We start from the raw sequence: 22355 nt of genomic DNA on the forward strand, positions 1-22355 counted from the left end.
CCACTCATCTCCACTATTTCATCTCCACTATTCGAAAACGCAAGCAAGCTGGTTGAGCGCAGGAAGGGTCTGGTCCTTTGGCGATATCTGAGCCTCTGACGGTGTGACGGGCCACTTGATCCCCAATGCGGGATCAGCCCAATAGACGCCGCTGTCATGGCTCGGCGCGTAGACTTGGTCGACCTTGTACAAGACGACGGTCTTGGGCTGCAGCGTACAGAAACCATGCGCGAATCCCTTCGGAATGAACAGCTGCTCGCTGCTTTCGCTATCCAACTGGATGGCGATGTGCTTGCCGAAGCTTGGCGATGAACGCCGGAGATCAACAGCAATATCGAGAATAGCCCCGTTCAACACCCGTATGAGCTTCGCCTGGCCGAAGGGTGGTCGCTGAAAATGCAAGCCGCGCACCGTGCCGACCCGATCCGAGCTGGACTGATTATCTTGAACGAAGTCGTGCAGGATTCCTTTCTCAGCAAAAGCCGATCGCTGAAAGGTCTCACAGAAGTAGCCGCGGGCATCGGAAAACCGATCCGTTCGAAGGACTTTGACATCAGGGATCGCTAATGGTCGCAGTTCCAGCATTGGGCACCCTCCTGCCGGCCCTCAATTTCCCCATCGGGGTTCGTTGCGACGGACCATAAGTAAATATTCGACGGAATTTAATTATCCGCCCGCCGATCCGTCTCGAAACGCTCACATTATTTTCGATGCAAATACCGGCTAGACCGTAACCCTCAGAAGCACCTTCCATTTTGCCAACACCGGGCCGAAACGACAGACCCATCAGCATTTTCAATTTCAGCCTCGATTAATAGATGATTTATTTAATTTGGCAAGCGGATTTTTATATGCATATAATCCCCCACCGCCTGCGCGCCCCTCGGTCTGCGGGCGAGCGGCCCCAACGTGACCCACCGTCGGACAGGTACGTGATGCTCCAGAACAATCTTCGACACACGGATAGCGTACGACTGCCTGTGACCGGGCTGGCCCAACCCGTTCAAACGGACAGCGGAGGAATCAGCGACGTCATCAATTTCGGCATCGGGCTTCTACGACGCCAATATCTCATGATCCTTGTGACTGCTGCACTCGTGACTGCGGCCAGTCTGCTCTATCTGCGCTTAGTGTCTCCAACCTATACCGCGCAGGTTCAGATCCTGTTGGCCAATCCAAGGGCCCAATTTGTCCAGCAGCAGTCACTCCTTGCAGAGCCGGCTTTCGATCTCACTCAAATCGAGACCCAGCTTCAGCTCCTGAGATCAAAGGCCACTGCGGTCGCGGTCATCGACCAGTTGAAACTGTCGGACGATCCGGACTTTAGTGCGACAGGGCTATCTCTACAGGCGCTCTGGCACCGAATTCGGTCGTGGGCGTCGATTGGATCGAAGAAGGATGGCCCATCCGATACCCATGGCGAACCTTCGGACACTATCGTAGACGCATTTCTCAATCGGCTTTCCGCGGGGCGTATCGGCTACAGCAACGTCATTGAGATCAATTTCAACTCGAGCAACGCAGCCCGAGCCGCGGAGATCGTCAACGCGGTAGCCAATACCTATGTTGCGGACCAGCTCAATGCAAAATTCGATGCTAATCGCAGGGCAACAAGCTGGCTGCAGGACAGGCTGCGCGATCTCGGTGACCAAGCCCTCGCTGCACAACGTGCCGTCGACGTCTACAAGGCCCAGAACAATATCGTCTCTTCGGACGGAAAGCCCATCAACGACCAGCAGGTCACAGAAATCAACAATCGATTGGCTGCCGCACGCGCCCAGACCTCTGATGCCACGGCCAAGTTGGCTCGCTATGAAGCTCTTCTTGCCTCCGATCCGACAAAGCCGTCCTCGATGGGCAATTTGGATGCTGTCGGGGCCGATGCGACAAACAGCCAGATCATTACTGGGCTGCGCCAGCAGTATCTGGAACTCCTGAGGCGTGAGGCCGAGTTGACGGCCAGGGTTGGTCGCGACCACCTGGCAGTCGTCAATGTTCGGAACCGCGCGCGGGAATTTCGCGTCTCCATTTTCGACGAAGTTAAAAGACTTGCCGAAGTCAGCCGAAGCGAATTCGAATTCGCCAAACAGCGCCAGCAAGAAATCGAAAAGCAACTGTCCAAGGCCGTCTCGCAGTCCCGTTCAGTCAATTCTGCCGAGCTAACCAACAAGGATTTGGAAAGCCGGGCAAAGGGCTTGCGTAGCTTGTACGAGACTTTCCTGCAGCGTTACATGGGCTCCGCACAGCAGGAGACATTCCCCATCTCGGAAACGCGCGTACTTTTTCCCGCTTCGCCGCCGCCGAGCAAGAGCAAGCCAAAGACGACGTTGGTGCTGGCGCTCGGCATCGTCGGCGGCCTCGCGATGGGCGTCGGCTTGGCGCTGCTCAGAGACATCATGGACCGCGTCTTTCGTACCTCCTCACAAGTCGAAACTGTGTTGGAATTGCCTTGCCTATCCTTGGTCCCATTGTTGCCGGCCCGCAAATCCGCGAAGATACCAGTTCGCCCCCAGCTTACCGATGATGATGTTCAACAACGGATAGTTCCGTCTCCAACGGCAATTCATCGCACCGTGGTCGGGATGCCGCTATCTCGGTATACCGAGGCAATTCGCTCCATCAAGCTAGCCATCGACCACAATCCGGCCAAAATCTCCTCCCAGGTCATCGGGATTACCTCGGCCCTGCCGAATGAGGGGAAGACTACGATTGCAGCCTCGCTCGCGCAATTGATCGGCCACACCGGCAAGAAAGCTATCATCATCGATTGCGACCTCAGGAATCCCTCACTTTCTGCTATCTTTGCGCCTAAGGCTGTCAACGGAATCATCGAAGTTGCAAACGGCAGCCGATCCCTGGCGGACACGATTTGGCGAGATCCCACGACGAACCTTGCATTTCTACCCGCCGTGCGGCGGGGATCTCTGCTTCACACCAGCGAGATTCTGTGCGCCGACGCAATAAGCAAGCTGTTCGACCGCCTGCGAGCTGACTATGACTACGTCATCGTCGACCTTCCTCCCCTGACCCCGTTAGTTGATGTCCGAGTCACTTCATCTCTAATAGACGGCTATATTCTAATCGTTGAGTGGGGCCGAACCAAAATAGATGTCGTGCAGCACGCACTGCACACGGCACCCAACATTCATGAATCGCTGATTGGGGCAGTTCTCAGCAAGACGGATACCAAGGCAATGGCTCGATATGACGGCCATCGGAGCTATTACTATCATGACAGCCACTACATCCGTTATGGCCTTTCCGGCTCTTGATGCTGTCTCGTAGCGGCCTGCACGTTCTCCGGCTAGCGGAGTGGCCGCACCACACCATGGTGTTTACATGATTATCCGGCTTGTCCTGTTAGCCGAGTTTGTGGCGATCACCGCGGCGCTCGCAATGCCGGAAAGCCTGCAAAGCTTGGGATTGGCATCCTTCATACTAGCAACAGCCGCGCTGGTTGTAGCGATCTTTCCATCGCCCGCCTCCCTCGGGCTCACTAAGCTGCTCCGGACTGGTCCCGTCGTTGTGCTCGCGGCTCCGGCCCTCTGGATGGCGTTACAGGTGGTGCCGATGCCTATGGACACGCTCGGAAATCCCATCTGGGCAACTGCTTCGGCGGCCTTAAGCGAGCCCCTCGCCGAAAAAATCACAGTCGATATGGGGGCGACTATGCTCTCGCTGGCGCAGTATTGCGCTGTGCTCGCCGCGGCCCTCGTCACTTCGGTCATTACGCTTGACCGATATCGCGCAGCGCACGTCCTGCATATACTACTGTCGATAGCCACGATTGCCACGGCCATGTGGTTCGGCAAGGAAACTGCCGGTGTCGCCGGGCCCGATGGCTCAACCGTCGCAGTGCTCGGCGTCTTGCTCTCCTGCGCCACGGCAATACGCGCGGCTGATCAAATAGCGCGGCACAGTCGGCCAGGAACAGTTGCGCCAGTTCCGCTCCTTGCTCTGTCCGCCGCGACCATCGCAATGATTGTCTGCTTGGCCGCGCTGCTCATTCGGACCAACTCCACCGCCGTCGTCGCCGCCCTCCTCGGATCAGCAATCTTGCTCTCGGTGTTCGTTATTCGCAGGTGGTTCTTGGGCTTGTGGGGTACCGCTGGCGTTTTCGCAACCGCCGCAATATTCTTTATTGCCAGCGTAACGGTTATTCCGTTTCGGACGAACACCGATGTGACGATCGCCTTGTCAACGAGCAGTCAGATCGCGACAGAACGGATGCTACAGGAGGTCAGGCCGGCGGGATCCGGTGCCGGCGCTTCGACGGTCCTTTTGCCGCTTTATCGGGACATTGGAATCGGCGCCCCGCGAGAAAGGCCAACGGCTGCCGCCGCAATGGTTATAGACATGGGCTGGGCGTTCCTTTGCGGCCTTGTAGTAATAGCGATGCTCGGCGCTTGTATTCTGATCAGGCGTTCTCTGTCACGAGCTTACGACTACGTGTACCCCGCCTTGGGCGCCGGTGCTTCGATTGCACTGACGGCACTGGCCTTTGCCGACCATGGAATTCTGGGTTTGGGCGCATCGCTTTTGGTCGCTGCGCTTTTTGGGCTGGCGTTCGGTCAAAGCGTCTCCGGTGCGGGCCGTGAGGCCATATCCTTGGAGTCGAAAGAGGCTTCGGACTGGACGGCCGGTCCAGCTCCGGCGTCTCGTCCAAGGCTCGCGCCAGCGTTTGTCAGCCTATGGCCGCGCGCTGCTCTGGCGGTACTTGGAATAGCGCTGATCATACAGACGATATGGATGGTCCTCCCTGGGTGGTATCTCGGAGGTCAGTCTTCTTTGTCGGCAGCTGTTTCGGCCGCAGCAGCATGGCCAAACGGGATCTCGAAACCAGTTTCGGCCGCGGCAGCGCATGAAGACCTTTGGATCCGAGGGGAATCACGATCCCGTGGAGATCCGGCTCTCGCCGCGAACGAGCAAAAAACGGAACTTCCGGCAGCGTCGAATGCGTTTGCCCGCGCGCTGCGCTCGTCGCCGCTCCGCGGCGACATTTGGCTCATGCTCGCGGTGGCGCCGAAACAGAATTCGATCCAGACGGCAGCCATGCTTAAGATGTCGTACTATACTGCGCCGAACGATCTGGATCTGCTTCCGTTAAGGCTGTCCGTCGCGCTCGCTACAGATGCTGTGGTACGCGAGCTTGAATTTCGGGACTTGATCAAGCGGGACGTCAGCCTCGTCGTTACGCGTCGACCTGCTATCAGACCAGCGCTTGTGGCCGCGTACCGGTCAGCCTCGGCCGAGGGGAAGATCTATCTCGAGAACTTAATTTCGGAGCTCGATCCGACCTACCTCGACAACATGCGCGCGCGGAATTCGCGACAGGGATCTCGATAGGATCCTCTGAGCAGTGCGACATATTTAAATGGCGGACACCAGGATTTTTCTCTTGATAAATCGGATTAATTAATAATATATTAAATATTAACTCGCGGGTGTCCCGACAATGAATTTCGTGAACCGACATTTCCCCGATCGGGAAGTTACGGATCGTGTCAGTCCCGGGCCGATAGTATCCCGCCAGCACAAATGGCCTCTCCGTTACGACTCGATCGAATACGTGGCGCTCTGTGCTGATATTGCGACCGTTGTTTTTGCGAGCGTCGTTTCGACGTGGCTATGCCAAGCGCAGAATGGGTGGGCTGCAGGCGACTTAAGCAACGCACTTGGCCTGGCGCTAGTCAGCGCAACATGTCTCGTTTGCCTCTTGAAGACCCACGGCCTTTATCGGCCAGCCGAGCTCCTTGTCCTGCGAAGTCAGATGCGCGCCGTCTGGATGGCATGGGCGTCATTGTTGTTCTTGATATGGGCCGGGTACGGTTTTGCAATTGGTTCGGGCTCTTCTCACCAAGCGGGCACACTTTTCGCTGTCCTGGGCCTCGGCTTGCTTATGGCCGAGCGGTGGGGAGTGAGAGCGCTTCTCGGGAAGGGCCTGAGCGGCAGAAAATTCGCCAGCACAAACATTGTTCTGGTCAGCGACCAGCCGCCATCGAAAAACGCCGGACTGCCTGAAACGCTGGCGATGCATGGTTATTGTGTCCGAGGCCGGTTCAGCTTGCCCCCAATCGGCTTCGGTCCTGCCTGTCGAAGGCGGCTCACGGCTCGCGTGATTGACTACATTCGCAGCTCCGAGCTCGACCAGGTGGTTGTGGAAGCGAACCCGGAACGATGGCCCGAACTTCGGGCCTTCGTTGCCGATTTGCGGGTTTTGCCGCTACCGGTTGTGTTCGTGCCGGTCGGTACGACATCCGAATTGCTTCGACACCCCACGCGAAGCCTTGGAAGTGCGGTTTGTGTTGAACTCCAGCGTGGGCCGCTTACGCAGCTGGACTGTGCGGCCAAACGAATCATTGATCTTTTCGGCGCCGCGCTCGCCTTGACGATACTTGCCCCGCTGCTTGTGCTGGCCGCACTTGCAATCAAGCTGGACTCGCCCGGCCCCATATTCTTTCGACAACAACGCTGTGGTTTTAATGGCCGGATCTTCCTGATCCGCAAATTCCGGACGATGCATGTGCTCGAGGACGGGCCGGCGATCCTTCAGGCCCATCGCCTCGACCGACGGGTGACGCGCGTCGGCAAATGGCTGCGTCGAACAAGCTTCGATGAACTGCCACAGCTGTTAAATGTTCTCGACGGCAGCATGTCGCTGGTCGGTCCGCGTCCTCATGCCTTGGCTCACGACGGAGAATTTGACAAGCTCGTGCGGAACTACGCCCTACGCCGCAGGGTCAGGCCAGGACTGACCGGATGGGCCCAAGTCCATGGCTGCCGCGGTCCAACCCCCACAGCCATCACGGTCGAAACACGCGTACAATACGATCTCTGGTACATCGACAACTGGAGCCTTCGGCTTGATCTCGTAATCCTGCTGCGAACTCCCCTCGAAGTGCTGCGGGGACGCAACGCCTATTAGGCCCACAGGATCACGGGCACTGCGGCAGCCATTTAACCCAACCACCCCGTCGAACAGTGCAGATCAGGTTACGCGCGCTGACGAAGCTTCGGACTTGCATCCCCTATGCGAAAGTCCTCAATTCTCCGGCCAGACTTCATGGCAGCAACCAACCACCGCGGCCGCTTGCCGCGCCCCGACCAGGTCTCGGAGGTCTGGGGGTTCCGGTATTTCGGCAGCACACGCGGATATTTGCGTCTCGCCTTGGCAGTCGGAGACACGCCCGGTCCGCTTGAGTCCGCCACAACAGCCACCCCGCCCCCGAGAACCGCCAAGCGCTTCTCCAGTTCGTGCTTTTCTGCCTTAATTCGGTCCGATAAGATCCCGCTAATTTCCTCATGAAGCGACCAGAGATCGTCAAGGGACATTGATTCTAACTCGAGTTTCTTAGCTGGCATGCTCGCACCCTGTAGTTGCGCCAAACTTAATATGCCCCGGATCGACATTAATCAAGATGGTGAACTCGATTTACCCAAGAAAATACATGGAACCGAACTGAAATCGCATTCCCCAGATAACTGCGTCGCAGCAATCAATCAAGCCGAAACAATGGGCTGTCCGCATAATTTAATTGCGGAGCGGGTAAATTCACACGTCCAGCGGGCGGCCGGGGAACCATTCAAGCGAACTGATATGATGGGATCACATGGAGCGCCGGTACAAGCCATCCGCGACGCAATATTCTCGATGAATATGGTTGGCGTAGGCTGTCCTTTTGTTCTGGGCAATCTCGATATTGCAGCCTTCGGATGTGCACGAGCGCCAACGAATGTCCCTCAGCGCTAGCCGCCTGAACTCGATTTGAGCTTCAGGTCCCGAATGTCCGAGGGGCCAGCCGGGGAAGGATGCTCCGACTGTGCCGCCGAGAGGAACTCGATTGAGAGACTCCCCTTTCTTGCTTTGCAGCAAGTCCTTGATCTGCCTACCCCCATTTAATAAAATAACCCTAGTAATAATTATTAAATAATATACTATTTATTTATTGTAGCGTCGATTTGAAGCACTGGCTTTGGTCCATCGTTGATTTGGGCGTTCGGGCAATGATGCGCTCGTAAGCTGAGAATGACAGATGGATCAGGCGTCAGTCAAACGGTGACGAGAATGCTATGCGTCGGCAAGATCTCGAAGCCATGGACTTTGAGGAACTCTGGCTCCTTCACGAAGAGCTGACAAAGATACTTGCCGAAAAGATCACAGTCGAGAAGCGAGAGCTCGAAAAACGTCTTGCGCAACTCAACCAGCCGGATCAATTCGGTGAAACTGAACGCCGGGTCGCCAACGCCGGAACGAGCGAGCCGCCGCGCCGCAAATACCCGAAAGTCGTGCCAAAATACTTCAATCCACTCCGCCCGACGGAGACTTGGTCGGGGCGTGGCAAACAGCCTCGCTGGCTAGTTGCCGCGCTCCAATCGGGGCACACGCTCGAAGAGTTCAGGATTCGCGAGAACGACGAGTCGTCCGATCGGAATGCCGGTGGACAAGGGCATTGACTCCGCGCAACTGCAGACATGTCGTTTGCTAAAACTGTTTGGCCTTGAAGGCGTGCGAGCGTTGCCGGCTTTACACCTTTCCGACACGAACGGCGGTGGCGGCCCTCAACAGGAACTGTAAGGTGTCCGTTCTTGGCACGGACCACAATCCAGGCCGGCGCATACCGGTTTGCGTGCAACCAGAGGTCGCCTCCCGCCGGTAGTTTCTGAGGTCCAGGACCGTCATTGCGAGGAACGGCACACGTGTGGCCGGAAAGCGCGCTTGCATTAATTGTCGCATGAACTGCAGACGAGGAATCAGCCGGGTGCGCATTGAGCGCGGGATATCGACCCCAAGCAGCGCAGCAAGGGCGAGCAGTTGGGTTTCGACCGCGTTTTTCATCAATTCGCCCGAGACATGAGAGGCAAGTTCCTGCCAGTCCAACCCTTCGGACGCGTTCAAGTCGCGCAACCCAACCAGATGCCGGAGATCGAGTTCGCCAAGCCAGTAGCCGTAGTCTTGGAACTGATCGTGGATGATCAACATCAGCGCTCGATAAGTGGGCGTCGGGACGTACACGCGTCCGCGCCCCAGCAGCGCGGGGACGCAATGGTCCAGGGCATGTCCCGAGCCAGCATAGAGGTAGGCGGGGCCTGGAGCGGCCCGCTGCAGATCGATGGTTCCGACATCCCGCGGTCGACTTAGCTCGACATACCACCTCCGGCTTGCAGGGCGCGCTTGATCGTGAATTTCATAGCCAATTGCGCCCAGAGCGGCGACCGCCCTTTCAGCTTCGTCCGGCATGACCATAATATCCAGATCACACATCAGCCGAACTCCCCGCCGCTCGACAGGTACTGTGGCTAGCGTTGCCGCACCCTTGAGCAACACCGGCGTAACTCCCTGGCCATTCATCGCAATGACGGCCTCTTCCAATTGACCGGCCAGCCGATCGTTGCGCAGCACGTTTCGGCGATGGATCTGGCGGATATATGTGCACACGTCCTCTGGCAACACCGATGCAAATTGATCGACGAAGTCAATGAGCGCAGGCGTCGTCAACGTCTGGTTTGCGAGGCCGATTACCGAGGTCCACTCCACTTCGACGGGCGGCAAGCCTCGCAAGCAGTTGCAAAGGCTTGTCAGTGCCGCACTATGCCTTGTCATTGCACAACTCCATCAGCAGCTCCCGAGCCTGCGCCGATTCGGAAAAAGTAAGTTGAAACGATCGCGCGCCCGCAACAATCCGCTTCAAAGCGAAAAAGCCGGGCTGCGACAGCTTCCCGTCTGCGGCAAAAGCGCCCTCAATGAGCCGCTCGATTGAATCAAGCTGATCCAGCGGGGTCAGCTCGACGGGGCCGCTTGCAACCCGGTTCAGAAAGATGATCCAGTTGGCAGAGAGGCTTCCATTGTGCGCATCCGGAATCGGCAGATACCGCACTTCGGCGCCATCGGACCGGCGGTGCGTCACGTCGTTCCACTCGCCATACACTCGGGATAGCAACCGCCACGATCCCTGCTTGAGGGTGAGAGCAAATGGGATGCCGCAGATCGTTCCGTCAGCCCCAATCAGCGCAACATCATCGCCGGCATACTGAAATCCAGCGTCTACCAGTTCTAGCGCAAGAGTCGACTTGCCGGCTCCCGGTTGGCCGCACAGCAGCAGGCCCTTGCCGCACTTCATAAGAGAAGCGGCGTGGAGCGCGAAGGCCCACTGATTGCTTCGGATAAGTCGCTCGGTGATGTGAGCTTTGATTGTAGGGGCCAGAGCTGCGGCTTCACATCTTTGGATGCTCGCGTCATTCCCGCGGAAGAATACTCGGTCGCCGAGCATCATCGTCTCGATCGCAATATCCTCCTCCTCGCCGCTGTCGTCCGTAACACAAAATAGCGAAATCAACTGTTGCGAGAGCTCCCGATTTGCAGCCCGGACGCTGATCCTGCGCTGACCAAGAACCGTTGAGAAGGCACAATCGGCCGACATTCGCCAGTCGAGATCGAGCACCCCTCGATCGATCCAGACGTTCATCGCCTGGCACGTGAACTCGCGCGCTGCGCGCTCGCCAATGCCTAGATGCCCAAGCTCCTGATGGACGTCTTCCAAAGAAGCGCCTTGTGCCAACTTGCACCAAATGAATGCCCCTAGCTGGTCCAACTCATAGAGCTTCTGCCTTGTCTCGCTGAAAAGCACTGATCGACCGTCCACCAGCGCGAAGACTGCACCCGCGGCGGGTCTCAACACGATCTCTGCCGATGTTTTTTCCAGCATGGCTATGCCCGATAGCGACGATATCTGTTTCTCCGTCGTGTCGACGCGACGGCGACAACATCCTGATCCTGCAATGTCCTGTCCGCGGCGCGTTCAAACCAGCTGCAGTTGCCGAGGAAACTCGGCTTGATCGCCGTGCTACAGCGGCGCAAATCCACCTTCAGTGCGGATGCACATCGCCTGACTGGGATTCGGTTCGAATGACCCTACGGCCTCGGGTCACGCCGCCAGCTGACCACCCTCGTTCACCCCAGATGGAGAAATATTCAACACTTGTCCTCCGAGAAAGGTCGCCGGCGCGGTCAACCGGTGAGAGTCCAGCAGATAGCGGTAAAGTTCGCGAGCAGCACTCCGCTCTCGTAGAACGCGCTCCCTCTCGCTGATGCTCGCTAGTTTCTCGCGCATTTGAGCCAACTGCTTCGCAGCCGAGGTGGAGTTGCGCTTCTTCTGGACTGATTCCCGCATCGTCTCCTCCGACCAAAAAATGACGAAAGCAACTTACGTCATTGACAACAATTAACAACGAGATTTATATGATCTCAATATAATCAATATTTATTTCATGTTTGAACCGGCTGCAACCATTCAAATACCAAGAAGCGGGTCCTTCATCGAAAATAGCAGCCGACCGAGAAACAGCGTCGCAGAAATCGCCGCGATGATCTTGGCCTCCTGCGTGCAGACAGCAAAAAAATAAAACTTGACGAGAGTCGCAAACCAGACCGACAGCGCAAGGCTTAATTTGCAGGATTAAATCCTAACGACGAATATTTCGCTGACGGGAGTGGAGTGAAACCGGTGATCGAATTAGCCAATTTGCCCATCACGGGCGACATGATCGTCTCCGTCGCGAGCGGCATAGCACGCGCAAAACTCCCACCCGCTCAGATTGGCCCATTTTCAGTGGCGCCCCAGGAGCTTTCGAGAGACGAATAATCAACGCCCGCGCTGCCGAGCCAAAGAGCGGCGGCGTCCAAGGAATCGCTCAAGCAGCGATCCGGCCGGTTGGAAAAACGTCGTCACGAGCAACCCGCCCTGCTCGAACAAGCACTCCCAGTGTGCGATGCCCCCCAAATAACCCACACTGAGATGACGACGCACTCCAGCCGGCCGATTCTCTTTCGTTTGACAACGAATAATAATTTCCTAGGGAGGCTCGCATGGGAATGATCATGGTCAAATGTCCGCAAACCGGTCGCGCAATTCCTACTGGTATTAGGTCGAACCGTGAGGCTTTCCTGCGGAGCGTTGTGTTTTATGGCAATACTCGTTGCCCGGTCTGTCGCGCCAATCACAACTGGTTCGCTCGCGAGGCCTGGGTCGATGAGCCGGTTGTGCGGCCCAGGGAGATATTCGAGGAAACGCCGCTGTGTTGATGGGTAGCGGGCTTCGGTACAGACGCGGAGCCGAACTGACTAGCATTACACGAATTTGGGCCGACCGCCTCATTTGACGCCGCGTGTGCGGAGTTGATCTGTTGCGGCATGGCTGCCGCACCGGCTGGGAACTAGTGTTGGTACGGACTGGATGCGCTGCTCAATCATCGCGCAGCGTTCATCTAGATCCCTGTCTCGGCGGCTATTTCTGCCAGGACTTACTGGAGGGATGCGAAATATTTTGGCCTATCGTCGCAAAGCGAACTGACGCCCGCATGAACCGTAAGTTAAGCGTCACACCGGCAGGTCGGCGCAAACTAACGCTTCCAATCGCTGATCCTGCAAGGGCCTGTTTGGGGGTATTGTAGTGAGTAGTGGGGTTTGCAGCCGCTTGGCTGTTCTGCGTCAAACGGCGATGGAGCTCGTTAGCCTGCTTGCCCAATTGCACAGGCTACGAGAGCAAGTGCGAAGGGCGGAAGGGCGAAGCCTCGGAGAAAGAGCGAGATTAGGGCCGGCGTCACGGATGCGTAGGCCCCGGTTTGGGACGAGTTGCCGCACGCGGATTCAATGATGGCGAGCGGCGCTCGTAATTTGAGCGAACTCGAAGACGATCGTTTCACGGATCGACCTTGAAGCCACCAACAACCTTGGGCACAGCTCCAAGCCGCCCGATCGCTCCCAATGAGGCGTGCGCGTAGCGGAGTTTCAAGGCAGGCCGATGCGAGTGAAGGCTCTGTGCCAGGAAAAGTGCTGCACTTGGATCCGGCGTCCCTTTCCGGCTCTGACCGAGATCATCCACGAGCGGCATGCTGCGGATCATGTCCCGCACCTGAGTTGGCTTAAGCCTGACTTTTATCTGTTTTTGGTTTTATGAAGCAGCGCTTCATCTGAAAGACGATTTGAAAGCAAAACGAAAGTCGTTCGCGTCAAATCGTTTCGGCAGTCGGGCCATGGAAAGCAAATTTAGTTATCCAGTATAATCATAATTAATATGGCGTAAAACAGAAAATAAGGTGAGGAAAACTAAATGGGAGGAGTGGATGGAGACCGTACGCCGCTTGCGCGCGATGGCGTCGCTGTGCCGACAGACTTCTGCGCATCATCCTGATCGAAGCTGGAAGCTTCTCGCCGAAGCTGAGTTCTGGGAGCACTTGGCTAATGACATGCTTCGCGAGCATTTCGAACGATGCACGGCTGGCTCCTCGCTCCGACCGATCGGACATGATCCGAATGCCGCGGAATCGAGCGCTCGCATAACCGCGTGAATGCTCTCGCCTAGCCCAAATCCCGCTCGGCCGTGTGCCGGGCGTCAGTCCTCTTCAAGGCGCCCCATGGAGAAGCAAGCCCTGCCGGCGCCTTCGTCTGGCGGCGCGCAGACCTGAGCAGGGACGCCAAAGCGCGCTCGGCTGCCCGGCTCGGTCCGCTCAGACTATCGAGTTCTGTTTTCTGGGTCGGGAATACGCTTATGCGAAACTGTCGTTCGCCGTTGGACTAGCACTTTGGCGTCCAGCACTTTTTCCCCAGCTCGTGCGGCGCGCGGCCGGCTCACCTGGTCCGAAAGGCCGGAGCCCCTACCAACTGTTCCAGCGATATTTCCGTCGACCGTCGCTGCCGGTATTTTTCGGTTAGGTGACGGCCCAACGATCATCTGCTCCTCGTTGCTCGTGCCGGTGCCAATAGCTCCGATCGGCAGACCATTTTGAGCGTGGCCAGCGCCGGCATTTCTTTTGGCCTGCGCCGCCGCCCGCGACTTCGACGTGGCGGGTTGAACGTCCGGGCTGTTGGTTTGACTGGTGCGGTTCAGGTTTGCACCGGTACCAACGTCTCGTGTCCGCATTCCTGGAGGCGCCGATGGACCAGGGTTGGCGCTACTCGCATTTGTACCCATGCCGGACGGAGCTGACCCGGCAGTGTTGGCGCTGCCCGTGCCCGTCCCAGTGCCGGCACCCGCGGAGCCCGCCACTGCGCCGCCTGCTTGGGCCAGGGCCAGCACAGATACGCTCGTGATAATCGCAACGATCAGCGATGGGATTCGGTGGAGCATTGGACGATCTCCTTCTCAAGCGACCGGCCGCATCGGCCGAAATTAAATTGCGATATAAATCATTGAATAAATTATAATATAGTTTATTTTGCCTATCGATAAGTGCAATTGGGAAACGGATTGACGCATTAATGTCGCGGATGTGGGCACAAGCGCCGATGCAGGCAGCGCCGGGCCTTGGATCGCCCGTTCGCGCAGACGTGTGGATTGCCTCGGATTGTGTTCGTAGCTGTGCGCTCACCTGCGCAACAAGGTCGTCGTGGGTTGCACCGACTGTCCTGACGGTAATATCGGCATTAACCATACCCGTTCTCGCGCAGCAGCCAAATCGGCCGGCGAGCGACGCCCATGTCATGGCGACGCACCTGCGCGGCGCGACCGGCTCGGGAGGGTGGCGCGCGGCGCGGCTGAAACCATCTGCCGATACGCCCCCCCTGAAGCTCGCACAAGCCACAATCAGCAATACCGAGCGATCGCGGCAAGTGCTCGCCGCAGAACAGGAGAGGATACAGGCCCTTGCTGCTGACCTTCGAACATGCCGGCGGGAGCAGGATACCGTGCTGGGGCTGTTGCAGCATGCACGCGAGCAGTGGACCAGCATTGCGGAGGCCACCGAGAATGAAACTGATAAGCTGCAGAAATCGCTCCGGGAGGAGCGCTTGCACACGCAGCGTCTGGAACAGGAACTTGTCAAGGCGCGCAACGATTTCGAAGTGCAGGCACGGCTAAGCCGCGAAATCGGCACCGAGGGTCGCGAACCCGAACGCCGGGCACAGAGTGATCCGAGAGACCTGCAACAAGCTGTCGAGCGGGAGAAAGATCGGGCAAACCGGCTGGAGCAGAATCTGACAGCCGCTCATCACGACCTGGAGACCCAGTCAGCAGAGGTAACCAGACAAGCCGCAGAGATCAGTGCAAAAGAGGCAGCGGAGGCTCAGGTACAGGCAAGCCTCCGACAGGAACACGATCGTACCAAACAGCTGGAGGAGACGCTCGCGACGACGCGAATTGAGCTCGACAACCGATCCCAGCAGATCGCGAAGGCAATCGAAGAGACGGCGCAGGCGAACCGAACCGCGGAGAATACCTCGGCCAAACTGAAGCTCTCATTGAGGGAAGAGCACGGAAGAGCAGATGCGCTGGCGCAAGAGCTCTCGTTGGCGCGTTCCAAGCTGTTCGCGTATGAAGCGCAAGCCGCGGCAAACGATGATCGAGCCGAACAGTTGAAAAAGCAGCTCCGGCGAGAATGCAACCAATCCGGCCGACATGAGCAAGAATTTGCCGCAGCACGCCCGAATGTCGGACCGTGGCTACCCTCCGGGGTATCGGGTGAAGGCGGAGCCGGCAATTCACCAACAAGGGAACTGCTCCGAACACTGCTGCTGGGATCGCCGCAGGCTCCGCCCGCGCAGATCGCGCGAGAGCTCGTGGTCACAGCAGCTGAGCCTAAGGCGCCATCCTCGGTTCTCGGGAACGAAAACGCCGCCGAGCTCGTGCGATTGATCGCTCGCGCAACCGGATTGCTTCGACAAGGCGACATTGGCGCGGCACGAGTTGTCCTGGAGCGTGCTGCTGAATTAGGGAGCGCACCGGCAAGTTTCGCCCTCGCAGAAACGTATGACCCGAGCCTGCTTGCAAAATGGGGCTCGAGCGGAACGCGCGGCGACACGTCCAAGGCGCGAGAGCTTTACGCCAGAGCAGCAGCCGGAGGGGTCAAGGAGGCAAGGGAGCGATTCGACGCACTTGGTCGTTAGCACCATCGGTGCAGACAAATGGTCGTGCGCTGTATCGACTAGTCAGATCGAACTTAAACTTACGTGTCGGAGTGAAGAGCGCAGCGGACAAAACAGAATAGACGTTCCCAGGGGAGCCGGATCGATGAAGCAGCTGGTTGGAATACGCTCTTGGTTTCTCCTCATCGTGATAGCCGCTCCGCTTCTGATCATGGGCTGTTGCCCAGCAATGGCCCAGCAGACTCCGCGGGCGCGTGCGGATCATGCAAGGGCGGAAATTGCGGCCATGAACGATTGGACTGTTGGAATTGCCGGAGGTCTGCTGGAAGGAGCTCCCATTCGGCTTGCCGCGGAAATGGCGCGAGTGGCCGATGATGGAACGGACCTCCACGTGCTGCCCATCGTGACCCGCGGCGCAACCGAAAACGTCAATTCGCTGCTGTATTTGCGGGGTATTGATGCAGCAATCATCAATTCCGACGCACTTGACGAGTACAAGAGCCAAGTGCCGGACATCCAGCGACGGATCACCTATGTGCTCAACCTGTTTCCATCTGAACTGCACGTATTCGTCAGGCCCGAAATTCAGAGCTTGAGTGATCTGGTCGGAAAGAAGGTCAATTTCAACACCCAAGGTACCGCCGCGGCTTATTCGGGCCCACTGATCTTCAGCCGGCTGGGGATCGAGGTCGATAAGGCATTCATCCCCCATCAGGTTGCGATGGAACAAATGCGCAGGGGTGAGCTGGCCGCTGTCGTTTTCATAACATCGAAGCCGGTGGATGCATTCATACGTGGTCGCTGGGATGCCGGCTTCAAGTTCTTGCCGGTCCCCTACGAGAGCAAGTTCGAAGATTATTATCTGCCATCTTCGCTGGACGCAGCTGATTATCCGAACTTGATCAGGCAGGGGGAACGCGTGACAACTATTGCCGTTCCAACCGTGCTGGTCGCTTTCAATTGGCCGATCAAATCCAATCGCTTTCATCGGGTGGCGCGCTTTGTTGACCGCCTGTTCTCGCGGATCAACAAGCTGCAGGAGCCCGGCTTCGATCCGAAATGGAAGTCGATCAACTTGGCGGCGACGGTCCCTGGCCTGACGCGCTTCCCCGCGGCGCAGGCTTGGCTCGATCGTCTGCCGCGTTCGAGCCAGGCGGCACAATGACGTTCACCCTGATCGCTCTCGTCGCGACGCTCGCGATCGCAAATGACCTCGCTCGGGCCCGAGGCGTCGAAGACCCTATGGCGCCGCTTCGCGTCTCTGATCGGCCCCCAAATGGAGCCGGGGCGTGGATCGTCAGCGAAACCACATCGCCAATTGATTATTCCTCGATCATCAAGGCTACGCTACCATCTCAAGGTGGCAGTTCCGACGCAGCAATGAGCCTGTCGATTCGCTGTCGAGGAGGCCTGACCGACGTGTTGCTTGAGGGAGCTGGCTTGTCGGGCCGCGGCGGGGACCATATCCTTTCCCTGCGCATCAATGATGATCCACCTTTTCGGGTCTCGACAGTTGCATCGGCGCGCGGTGTCGCGCTTGAAAGCGATGTGGTTCACCTGTTGCAAACAATCCCCGACCACGGCCAACTTTCTGTGCATGTGTCACGCCGGGCGGGGACCGGCGCCGGTGCAGTGTTCGTTTTGGATGGTATGGACCGCGTACGTGCAAAAATGGCGACAACATGCAAATGGCCAGGCGCTTTCGCGAAGCCCAAGAATTGATGATGAACCCCAACTCGCTTGGAGAAGCAACATGATGAGCAATTTTTCGCAGACTATCAGCGCAATGAGCGCGACAATCATCTCGCTCCTGGTCGGGCTGTCTAGCTCTGTGGCACAGGAGGCTGGCCTTGTCCCGGCACAGACCAGCGTGACCGCTGCCTCATCGCACGGCGCGGCAAGAACGCACGCAAATTCATTGCCAAGGAGCGGAACGCAAAAAAGAACCGAGCTGGCGCGCATCGCACCACCGTCTGCTGCCAAGCAAGAGCACCGCTTAATCCTTCAGGTTAACACAAACGACCCTGCGTCAATGAATCTTGCATTGAACAATGCACTTAATGTCACGCAATACTACAAGGAGGTTGGCGAAGCGGTGAAAGTTGAGGTGATTACCTTCGGCCCCGGCCTGCATATGCTCCGCGATGACACGTCGCCGGTGAAAGCTCGAATCGAGGAAATGGCTCTGAGCACGCCGGAAGTATCGTTCAAAGCCTGTGGAAACACGCAAGAGAAAATGCAAAAGGCCGAAAATAAAGACATTCCGATCGTTGCCCAAGCCCAGGTGGTGAGGTCGGGCGTCGTTAGGGTGATGCAGTTGCAGGAGCAGGGATGGACCTATGTCAAGCCGTGAAATGGCGACCGGACAATGCCTATCGAGCGACTAGGTGCCGGCCTGCGGTCGCGACACCCCGATCGAGTGGGTCGCCGGAGCCGATGCAAATTGAACTGGCCTCGATCGGGACAGATCTATCGTGCGCTATTCACCGGGCAGCGCCAGACCGACTGTCTGATTACGAGAGCGACTTCGGAAGAGGGTTGAGCGAACATCGGTTCTCAGTCACTTGCGAGGTCTGGTAGCAATTTTGCGGGGCAGCCTCTGGCCCGCCTATCCTACTCGGCAGCCTGCTATGGTCGATTGTCCGTAGCAGCATAGGGTATCGGAGACGCAGGACGGCGCGAGCTGTGACGCACGGTGCTTCGATTTACGTCAGTTCCGATGACCTCTTTTTCGAAGACAAGCGATTAAATTCTACTGGATTTTATTTTGTTAACGCGCCAGATTTCTAGACTTGAAACGAGTCGATTTTACGTTGGGGATGTTAAATGGCAAAACCTGCCGTTTCCCGTAATACCTTTCGAGGGTTATCCGCTTTTTATGCGAAAGCTGATCCCAAGTACGATGGCGAACAATGTGTGTTGAAGCTGTTTGGATCCGCTCAAGACATTCCTGATCGGCTGCTACAGCAGCGGTCGCACCAGGCTGATCTACCCGGCGCGGAATCCATCGCCAGCACACTGGAGCCGCGCACCCGCGAGATCGTGAATGGTCGCAAACGCTATGACCACGCCAGCGACTTTCTCCACGTGCTGCTGAGAGACCTAGAGCTAAGGGAACACTGAAGAGACGTCGCTGCGTCAGGCTCCGCGAGGTCTTGCAGACCTGAATGATAATGCCTTTTGCCTCGCGCTCTATATGCACCAGACTGCTATTCCAATGCCGGGCAGCCGGCCCATTTGTCGACATAGTGCCCGCATGCCGAGGTCGATTTACCAGCCATTGCATGAAAGGCTGCGAACGGAGAACGGTCAAAGTCTCCGCCTGACCTTTTCAGAAATTGAAGCGATATTGGGGAAGCCCCTGCCGAGATCAGCTTACACCTTCACTGCGTGGTGGAGCACACTGAAGAGAGCAGGTCCTCAAGCGAGAGCGTGGATATCCGCTGGTTATCGTGTCCGGGTCTCAATGAAGCACCGCATCGTCGAATTCTATCGTTCTGATGTGGACGCCAATGATCGTCATGGAACGCCCTGGCTGCATTGAAGCTTTCCATAATGGCGGACCTATCGACCTCGATGTTCGGAACAAACTGCCAGAACAAGCCGGCGCAGGATCACGTTTTGACTTCAGGGCCGCAGCGAAACCCACTGCGGCCCTGTTTTTGAGCGGAAGCCGCGAGCCGGATGCTCCGGAACGTGGCGATAAGAATCTAATGGAAACGCTGCGACGGCCTTAGGCAGCATGAGGGTTGACGATGGTGTACCCTCGCAGGGAGCGCGGGTGAATTCGCGTTGCGTGCCCGCCTGAGTTGGCATCGTACGCCTTCCAGATGTCACCGCCGATGTGCTGTTCGAGGACGAAGACGTGTCCACGTCGCGCGGCAACCATTCCCGGTGCTGGCGAGGTGCGGGGAAAGCGCAGCCAATTGGCTGCGAGGTTCAGTTCCGGTACCACGCGACCGAACACTCGTATCGCCGCACCACATCCACAGAACGCTCGAGGACAACCGGCCGGACGACCGCTGACGATCTCGGTCCTTGAGGCCTCGGAGCCGGCCACGGACATCCGTAGGCTAGCAACAGCAATTCGCTGCAGGCGCGGTGCCGCTCTCGTGTATCTCTGCGCCTGCACCAGCGAGGATGAAAAGTCGCACGGCATGATCACGTTGCATTCAGGTGGCGAAGCGGCGCGCAACGGGCGTGCTTCAGAAGAAATGGATGTCGCAAAAGCGAGCACTAAAGCTACGACTACTCGATTGAACATGCAGGACTCCGGGTTAATAGCCCTGCCCCGACGCGAAGAAGGCGCCTTTTAATTTGGCGAAATTAAGTTGCAAACCATAATTAAATAGGATTTTAAGGCCGAATTAAATAAAGAAAGGAACGTTTCATTTTGCCTCGAGTCCTGCTTGTGCGACCGATCGCTTGTTGTCGTGGATCGACAGATGGAAAAGGCAGTCGCCTACGCAATCTCAGCGGCCCTCGTGGGTATTGGTGTATTGATACTGGTCGTTGGCCTGTCCTCCAGCTCGCCCGCTCTGTGGGTGGTGGTCGCGCTCGTGCCGATCACGATCGGGATCGTGAGCGCTTTTGGCCCCGTGTAAGGATGGGGAAAACAGCCGATGGGTCAGATCGTCTGCATTTTACGAATCGGGCCTCTGTGCACGCTCTCAAGGGGTTTCGGATTGCGGGTACACGCGCGTGAGCCATTTCGTCTCTATGCTTCTGCTTGCCCTCGCCCTGACGCTGACCTTGTGCTTCGGGGTGGCAGCGTGGCGCGTGTCGGCCGGCAATGACGTCGAGATCACCGCAACGATTCCGCATGGGGAATACGGATGGAGGTCGAGGTCGAGGAACTGAATGCCTTGCGCTCACCCTTCGGCTACATCCTGGCGACTATGAACGTGGACCTTGACGACTCGCCATCGAGCGGAGGCTGCCCCGCGTCTCCTACCGTTCCTACCTCCGGCTCGCCAACGGGCCTTTAGGACCGCAGGTCGTCCGTTCGCAACATAACGATCAGGTTCGCGACCGCCAGCTCCAGGTGCGGCAGGGCATCACAGGGCTTTGCGGCATGGAGATCGTCCACGTGCCAATTCTGGACCCGGTCCGCGATGGCCAGGAAAGCGGCGTTCGACCATCGATTGATGCTCCGCCTCTTTTAATCCTATGACGATATCTGCTTGCCGGTAAGGTGCACGGCAGCGGAAGTTCATCAGCATCGTTGCGGAAAAATCCCGGACACGCGGCGAGGTCATAGCTTACCGTCAACTATTCTGACGAAGGAGGAATGGCACCAGCTTCTCAAAGATTTCTATCCGAAAGCGATCAATCTCCCAACTGAGCGCATCGCTAAATCCCGCGGCATGCGCATGGATGATCGCTCGGTCCGCAGTCACTTTGGTCGTCACGCCATTTACGACCACCGAACCTGTCAGGATCTTTCCGTCCCATTCAACAGCGCGACCACAACCCACCGACATGGCAACTCCAAACACAAAAAGGGTTGGTCTTATGCCGCACCAGGCAGTTATCTCACACCCACGTCGTCGCTTGTTTGTTCGTGCTGCCGCTCATCATCCTCGTCTCGGATAAGTTTGTGAGATTAGCGCAAACCAAAGCAAGGCACGACTGCGCACCACAGTCAGTTCCTTCCGACTCTCTCGATGAATTCCAACGCGGCTGGCGCAATGTCATCGAACTCGACAAAGCAGCGGCGCAGTTCATCTGCGATCTCTACGGTTACATCACGCGACCATCCCTCAACCGTGTTGAAGACCACGATCCGAGCAGGGTGCTTGTATTGACCTTCCATTATTTGCCGCATCAGCGTCGCTCGACCAGTGTCGTCTTCGGAGGTTTCGCTCCAGGCACGTCCGAGCCCACCTCCATAATCCTCGAGCACAAGATAGACGTCACGTGGATATGGATGAGGCACGATGGACGGAGAATGAGGCATGATCCCAAAACCCTGAAAATCGTCGCGATTTAATTTCGATATTAAACTATAGTAAATATGGAATTTCAATCTAATTTACAGCCGTCCGGCTGCGCTTTCGATCGGTCGACACTGCCTATTGAGCGACCCACTCGCCGGCGCACGCGCTTATGGAGGCGAGCAAAAAGCGAGCCGTGGGGTAACGGCGGCGGCGATGGCAGCCCCAACGGCAAGGACGACAGAGGCCGCTAACGTTTTCGGAGGCACCGCGGTTGGTACGGGCTCGCCAATTACCGCGTTTTCCCGATCCCTCTCCCCAAGTGGGCGATGCAGTCGGGCCCCAGCTTTCCCCATTGCCCCAAGAGGCTAGGCTCATTTTTGTTCGGCTTGGAACGACTTACTGATTGCCAAGTTTTCCCGTGCCCTCCCAAGGGGCGGCTGCCTTCACCAAGGCAGATCGATAGCCCCAGCTTCACCGCCCTGAGGCTGGGGTCCTTTTGCTGTCTGGATAGCTGCAGACTCAGGAGGGCGTTGATGCAGGGTTATAGCTCGATCCTTCTT

General features: G+C 57.3%; 21 protein-coding genes. 13 read left to right on the forward strand and 8 right to left on the reverse strand.

Annotated features, from left to right (window positions below; translation table 11 throughout):
* Nucleotides 1–27: 27 nt before the first annotated feature.
* Complete coding sequence (gene rfbC / locus IVB40_RS22640) at nt 28–585, reverse strand: dTDP-4-dehydrorhamnose 3,5-epimerase (protein WP_247816365.1); 558 nt, start codon at nt 583–585, stop codon at nt 28–30.
* Nucleotides 586–935: 350 nt separating this feature from the next.
* On the opposite strand from rfbC, the gene IVB40_RS22645 reads away from it, so the two are divergent.
* The 3 genes from IVB40_RS22645 (at nt 936) to IVB40_RS22655 (ending at nt 6925) form a co-directional block, all read left to right on the forward strand.
* Nucleotides 936–3272 (forward strand): AAA family ATPase, encoded by a 2337-nt coding sequence (locus IVB40_RS22645; RefSeq protein ID WP_247819575.1) that lies wholly within the window; start codon nt 936–938, stop codon nt 3270–3272.
* 67 nt (nt 3273–3339) lie between these two features.
* Nucleotides 3340–5346: a hypothetical protein gene (locus tag IVB40_RS22650; protein WP_247816366.1), complete on the forward strand. Its 2007-nt coding sequence runs from the start codon at nt 3340–3342 to the stop codon at nt 5344–5346.
* A gap of 223 nt (nt 5347–5569) precedes the next feature.
* Nucleotides 5570–6925 (forward strand): exopolysaccharide biosynthesis polyprenyl glycosylphosphotransferase, encoded by a 1356-nt coding sequence (locus IVB40_RS22655; RefSeq protein WP_247819576.1) that lies wholly within the window; start codon nt 5570–5572, stop codon nt 6923–6925.
* Between the two features lie 68 nt (nt 6926–6993).
* Here IVB40_RS22655 and IVB40_RS22660 read toward each other — a convergent pair whose 3' ends face one another.
* Entirely contained in the window at nt 6994–7362 is a 369-nt protein-coding gene (locus IVB40_RS22660) for an H-NS histone family protein (RefSeq protein WP_247816367.1), read from the reverse strand.
* Nucleotides 7363–7393: 31 nt separating this feature from the next.
* On the opposite strand from IVB40_RS22660, the gene IVB40_RS22665 reads away from it, so the two are divergent.
* Together IVB40_RS22665 and IVB40_RS22670 are read left to right on the forward strand one after the other, a co-directional pair.
* Nucleotides 7394–7750 (forward strand): hypothetical protein, encoded by a 357-nt coding sequence (locus IVB40_RS22665; RefSeq protein WP_247816368.1) that lies wholly within the window; start codon nt 7394–7396, stop codon nt 7748–7750.
* A gap of 320 nt (nt 7751–8070) precedes the next feature.
* Nucleotides 8071–8454, forward strand: a complete 384-nt coding sequence (locus IVB40_RS22670; protein ID WP_247816369.1) for an H-NS histone family protein — start codon at nt 8071–8073, stop codon at nt 8452–8454.
* Between the two features lie 70 nt (nt 8455–8524).
* Here the strand turns inward: IVB40_RS22670 and IVB40_RS22675 are convergent, their stop codons facing one another.
* From IVB40_RS22675 to IVB40_RS22685, 3 genes are all read right to left on the reverse strand, one after another.
* Nucleotides 8525–9601: a nucleotidyltransferase family protein gene (locus IVB40_RS22675; RefSeq protein WP_247816370.1), complete on the reverse strand. Its 1077-nt coding sequence runs from the start codon at nt 9599–9601 to the stop codon at nt 8525–8527.
* Nucleotides 9588–10703 (reverse strand): serine/threonine protein kinase, encoded by a 1116-nt coding sequence (locus tag IVB40_RS22680; protein WP_247816371.1) that lies wholly within the window; start codon nt 10701–10703, stop codon nt 9588–9590. Before IVB40_RS22680 ends, IVB40_RS22675 begins: the two co-directional genes overlap by 14 nt.
* A 219-nt stretch (nt 10704–10922) precedes the next feature.
* A complete protein-coding gene (locus tag IVB40_RS22685) occupies nt 10923–11168 on the reverse strand; it encodes a hypothetical protein (protein ID WP_247816372.1) in 246 nt (81 codons plus the stop codon).
* 695 nt (nt 11169–11863) lie between these two features.
* On the opposite strand from IVB40_RS22685, the gene IVB40_RS22690 reads away from it, so the two are divergent.
* A complete protein-coding gene (locus tag IVB40_RS22690; protein ID WP_247816373.1) occupies nt 11864–12079 on the forward strand; it encodes a hypothetical protein in 216 nt (71 codons plus the stop codon).
* 616 nt (nt 12080–12695) lie between these two features.
* Here IVB40_RS22690 and IVB40_RS22695 read toward each other — a convergent pair.
* Nucleotides 12696–12899: a hypothetical protein gene (locus IVB40_RS22695; protein ID WP_247816374.1), complete on the reverse strand. Its 204-nt coding sequence runs from the start codon at nt 12897–12899 to the stop codon at nt 12696–12698.
* 1577 nt (nt 12900–14476) lie between these two features.
* On the opposite strand from IVB40_RS22695, the gene IVB40_RS22700 reads away from it, so the two are divergent.
* From IVB40_RS22700 to IVB40_RS22720, 5 genes are all read left to right on the forward strand, one after another.
* The gene (locus IVB40_RS22700) at nt 14477–15877 is read left to right on the forward strand and encodes a hypothetical protein (protein ID WP_247816375.1); all 1401 of its coding nucleotides are present in this window, start codon (nt 14477–14479) and stop codon (nt 15875–15877) included.
* A gap of 124 nt (nt 15878–16001) precedes the next feature.
* On the forward strand, nt 16002–17021 hold the full coding sequence (locus tag IVB40_RS22705) for a TAXI family TRAP transporter solute-binding subunit (RefSeq protein ID WP_247816376.1): 1020 nt from the start codon (nt 16002–16004) through the stop codon (nt 17019–17021).
* Nucleotides 17018–17578, forward strand: a complete 561-nt coding sequence (locus tag IVB40_RS22710) for a hypothetical protein (protein ID WP_247816377.1) — start codon at nt 17018–17020, stop codon at nt 17576–17578. Before IVB40_RS22705 ends, IVB40_RS22710 begins: the two co-directional genes overlap by 4 nt.
* Before the next feature lie 34 nt (nt 17579–17612).
* Complete coding sequence (locus IVB40_RS22715; RefSeq protein WP_247819577.1) at nt 17613–18209, forward strand: DsrE family protein; 597 nt, start codon at nt 17613–17615, stop codon at nt 18207–18209.
* 473 nt (nt 18210–18682) lie between these two features.
* Complete coding sequence (locus IVB40_RS22720; RefSeq protein ID WP_247816378.1) at nt 18683–18979, forward strand: hypothetical protein; 297 nt, start codon at nt 18683–18685, stop codon at nt 18977–18979.
* Nucleotides 18980–19589: 610 nt separating this feature from the next.
* Here IVB40_RS22720 and IVB40_RS22725 read toward each other — a convergent pair.
* Nucleotides 19590–20120: a hypothetical protein gene (locus IVB40_RS22725; protein WP_247816379.1), complete on the reverse strand. Its 531-nt coding sequence runs from the start codon at nt 20118–20120 to the stop codon at nt 19590–19592.
* 181 nt (nt 20121–20301) lie between these two features.
* Here IVB40_RS22725 and IVB40_RS22730 point away from each other — a divergent pair, with 181 nt between their 5' ends.
* Nucleotides 20302–20460: a hypothetical protein gene (locus IVB40_RS22730; RefSeq protein ID WP_007592914.1), complete on the forward strand. Its 159-nt coding sequence runs from the start codon at nt 20302–20304 to the stop codon at nt 20458–20460.
* A gap of 663 nt (nt 20461–21123) precedes the next feature.
* On the opposite strand, the gene IVB40_RS22735 is transcribed toward IVB40_RS22730, so the two are convergent.
* Nucleotides 21124–21339 carry a hypothetical protein gene (locus IVB40_RS22735; protein WP_247816380.1) on the reverse strand — a complete coding sequence of 72 codons (216 nt, stop codon included), beginning with the start codon at nt 21337–21339 and terminating at the stop codon, nt 21124–21126.
* Nucleotides 21340–21419: 80 nt separating this feature from the next.
* On the opposite strand from IVB40_RS22735, the gene IVB40_RS22740 reads away from it, so the two are divergent.
* Nucleotides 21420–21848, forward strand: a complete 429-nt coding sequence (locus tag IVB40_RS22740; RefSeq protein WP_247816381.1) for a hypothetical protein — start codon at nt 21420–21422, stop codon at nt 21846–21848.
* The last annotated feature ends 507 nt before the right edge of the window (nt 21849–22355 follow it).

The organism is Bradyrhizobium sp. 40 (assembly GCF_023100925.1).
Classification (GTDB): domain Bacteria; phylum Pseudomonadota; class Alphaproteobacteria; order Rhizobiales; family Xanthobacteraceae; genus Bradyrhizobium.